Here is a 3,036-nt window from a genome sequence, read left to right as displayed (position 1 = left end):
TGCCCGGCCGCGCGACCAGGGAGATCCGCTCCAGCAGGTTCTTGCCGTCGACGCCGAAGTTGACCTCGCGCACCTCCCCCGCGGCCACTCGCCCCGCCGCCGTCGCGGCCCTTCCGACAGCGGGGCCCGCTGCGCGGCGCACCGCCGCCCGGGCCGCCGGCCGCCGCGTACGATCCGCCGACCCGGACCGGCCGCAGCAACGACGTGGGGGATTTCCCGACCACGCGGGTCGGCGTCCCGGGACCGCCATCGGACCGGCCGCCGCCGCAGGCGCGCGGCGCCTCGATCGGCCGCGCGCTCAACAACGACATCGTCATCCACGACGTGCTGGCCTCGCGCCATCACGCCTTCCTGACGCCGACGCCGACGGGTGCGGAGATCCGCGACGCGAACAGCAGCAACGGCACCTTCGTCAACGGCGTCAAGGTCGGCTCGGCGGCACTGTCCGACGGCGACGTGGTGACGATCGGCAACGTCGACCTGGTCTTCCACGACGGCGTGCTGGTTCGCCGCCAGGAGGCGGCCACCCGCGCCGGCGGCCTGGAGGTGCGAGGGGCCGGGGCGCGGTGGCCGCGGGCGGAAGCGACCCGACGCTGCCGGTGTGCTGGCCCACCTCGAAGGTGATCCGCGGGCCGTCGGGCTTGCCGATGTTGATGGTCTGGCCGTCGTGGATGTCGACGACCGGCACCCGCTGGCCGTCGAGGTAGACCCCGTTGAGCGTGTTGTTGTCGAGCGCGAGCCACCGCCCCCGATCGAAGCGCAGCAGCACGTGCGCGCGGGCGATCAACGGATGGGCGACCCGCAGGTCGGCACGCAGGTCGCTGCCGACGACCACGTCGCGGCCGGCGGCGAAGCTACCTTCGGCGCGGTCAGCTCGAGCCGTCAGCACGGGCTGCGCAGGTCGAGTCATCACATCCAGATTAGGGGTCGTTGGCCGCGACCCGGCCTCAGCGTTTCAGCCGGATGTGCCAGCGGACGAAGCCGGTGTAGCCGATCGACAGCGCCGCGAGCATCAGCATGTCGAACACGAAAATGTGTTTGGAGTGCTGCCAGATCGGGTCGTTGGTCGGGATCTGCTTGACCTTGACCAGCGATGGGAAGTCGATCGAGGAGGCGCCCGCGGCGTAGCCCCACCGGGCGGGCGTCAGCCACGCCATCTGCTCGAGGCCGATGCGCTGATAGACCGGGATCATGCCGCTGGAGAACACCAGCTGCGACATGATCGACACCACCAGCAGCGGCATGATCTGTTCGTTGGACTGGGCCAGCGCCGACAGCAGCAGGCCCAGCATGGCCGAGGCCACACAGGTGCCGGCGACGGTGACGAACAGCGAGAAGGTGGAGTTGCCGAAGAACTGGGGATGCGCCGTCGGCGCGCCCTTGCCCAGCCGCACGATAATCGTGGCGATCGCCGCCTGTGCCGTCGCGAAGACGCAGAACACCGCGATCTTGGCCAGCAGGTAGGCGGTGGTGGACAGGCCGACGGCCTGCTCGCGTCGGAAGATCGGGCGCTCGCCGATCAGGTCACGAATGGTCAGCGCGGTGCCCATGAACACCGCGCCGATGTTGAGCAGCACCATGATGTACTGCGGCTGCGTCGGCGCGGGGCCCAAGGGGTCGGCCGGGCCGAGGCCGGGGTGGGGGCCCTTCACCGTCAGCGACAACGCGCCGATGAGGAACGGCAGGACCGCCAGGAAGATGGTGTAACCGCGGTCAGACACGACCAGCCGAACCTGGCGGCGGGCGATCGTCGACAGCTGCCGGAACAGGTTGGTCTGGGGCGGTTCGCCCAGATCGGCCGGGCTCTCCGGGGTCGGTGGCTGCGACGACTGCTGGTTGCGCTCCTTGAAGCGGCGGTTGGCCTCGTCCGGGTCGGCCCCCACCTTGGCGAAGATGTCGGCCCAGTTGCGGGTCCCCATGGCGGACTCGACCTGGTCCGGCGGCCCGCAGAACGCGGTCTTGCCGCCGGGTGCGACCAGCAGGATCTGATCGCAGACGTCGAGGTAGGACACCGAGTGGGTCACCACCAAGACCGTGCGGCCGGCGTCGGCCAGCTGGCGCAGCATCAGCATGACCTGGCGGTCCAGCGCCGGGTCCAGACCCGACGTCGGCTCGTCGAGCAGCAGCAGCGACGGCTGGGTGAGCAGTTCGAGGGCGACGGAGGCGCGCTTGCGCTGGCCGCCGGAGAGCTTGTCGACCCGGGTGTCGGCGTGCTGGGTCATGTCGAGTTCTTCGAGCACCTGCGCGACGATGCGGGCCCGCTCCTGTTTGCTGGTGTCGGGCGGCAGGCGCAGCTCGGCGGCGTAGTTCAGCGCCTGGTTGACCGTGAGCTGGCGGTGCACCACGTCGTCCTGCGGGACCATGCCGATCCTGCTGCGCATCGAGGCGTACTCGGTGTGAATGTTGTGGCCCTCGAAGGTCACGGTGCCCGACGTCGGGCTGGTGTAGCCGACGATCAGCCGCGACAGCGTGGTCTTGCCCGCGCCCGAACCGCCGATGATGGCGGTCAGCGTCCCGGGCCGCGCGGTCAGCGAGATGTGGTCGAGCAGCTGCTTGCCGTGGTCGACGGTGTAGCAGACGGAGTTGACCTCCAGGCCGCCGCTGCGGGTGGCGGCCTCGGTGCGTCGGACCAGGTTGTCGCCGGTGAACACCAGGTCGACGTTGCCGATGGTGACGACGTCGCCCTCGGTCAGCACCGCCGAGCCGACCCGAACGCCGTTGACGAACGTCCCGTTCACGCTGTGCGCGTCGCGGATCTCGGTGCCCAGCGGCGTCTGGATCAGGAAGGCGTGGTGGCGCGAGGCCAGCACGTCCTGGATGACGATGTCGTTGTCGGTGGCGCGGCCGATGGTTTGCGAGCCGGCGGGCTTCTGGATGGCGCCGGAGCGCGACGGCATCAGCGCCTGGAACATCTTCGTGGCCAGGTTCGCGACCTCGGGCGGCTTCGCGGAGGCGGGGGCCATCTGGGTGTGCGGGCTCCCGACGGCGGGAATTTGCGCGATCGGCGGGGCGGCGGACGGCGCGGCCGGCGCGGCC

General features: G+C 70.6%; 2 protein-coding genes and 1 pseudogene. 1 reads left to right on the top strand and 2 read right to left on the bottom strand.

The window, feature by feature from the left end:
- Nucleotides 1–204 precede the first annotated feature (204 nt).
- The gene (locus tag A5646_RS23465; protein ID WP_067024548.1) at nt 205–624 is read left to right on the top strand and encodes an FHA domain-containing protein; all 420 of its coding nucleotides are present in this window, start codon (nt 205–207) and stop codon (nt 622–624) included.
- Here A5646_RS23465 and A5646_RS28505 read toward each other — a convergent pair.
- Both A5646_RS28505 and A5646_RS23460 read right to left on the bottom strand, forming a co-directional pair.
- A pseudogene (locus tag A5646_RS28505) lies at nt 565–910 on the bottom strand (FHA domain-containing protein); the annotation flags it as partial. The gene A5646_RS23465 and the pseudogene A5646_RS28505 overlap by 60 nt on opposite strands.
- Before the next feature lie 37 nt (nt 911–947).
- A partial coding sequence (locus A5646_RS23460) for an ATP-binding cassette domain-containing protein (RefSeq protein WP_197505268.1) occupies nt 948–3,036 on the bottom strand: 2,089 nt, incomplete at its 5' end.

Source organism: Mycobacterium sp. 1245499.0, assembly GCF_001673615.1.
GTDB classification, from domain to species: domain Bacteria; phylum Actinomycetota; class Actinomycetes; order Mycobacteriales; family Mycobacteriaceae; genus Mycobacterium; species Mycobacterium europaeum_A.
This window is presented reverse-complemented; position numbering and strand designations above follow the sequence as displayed.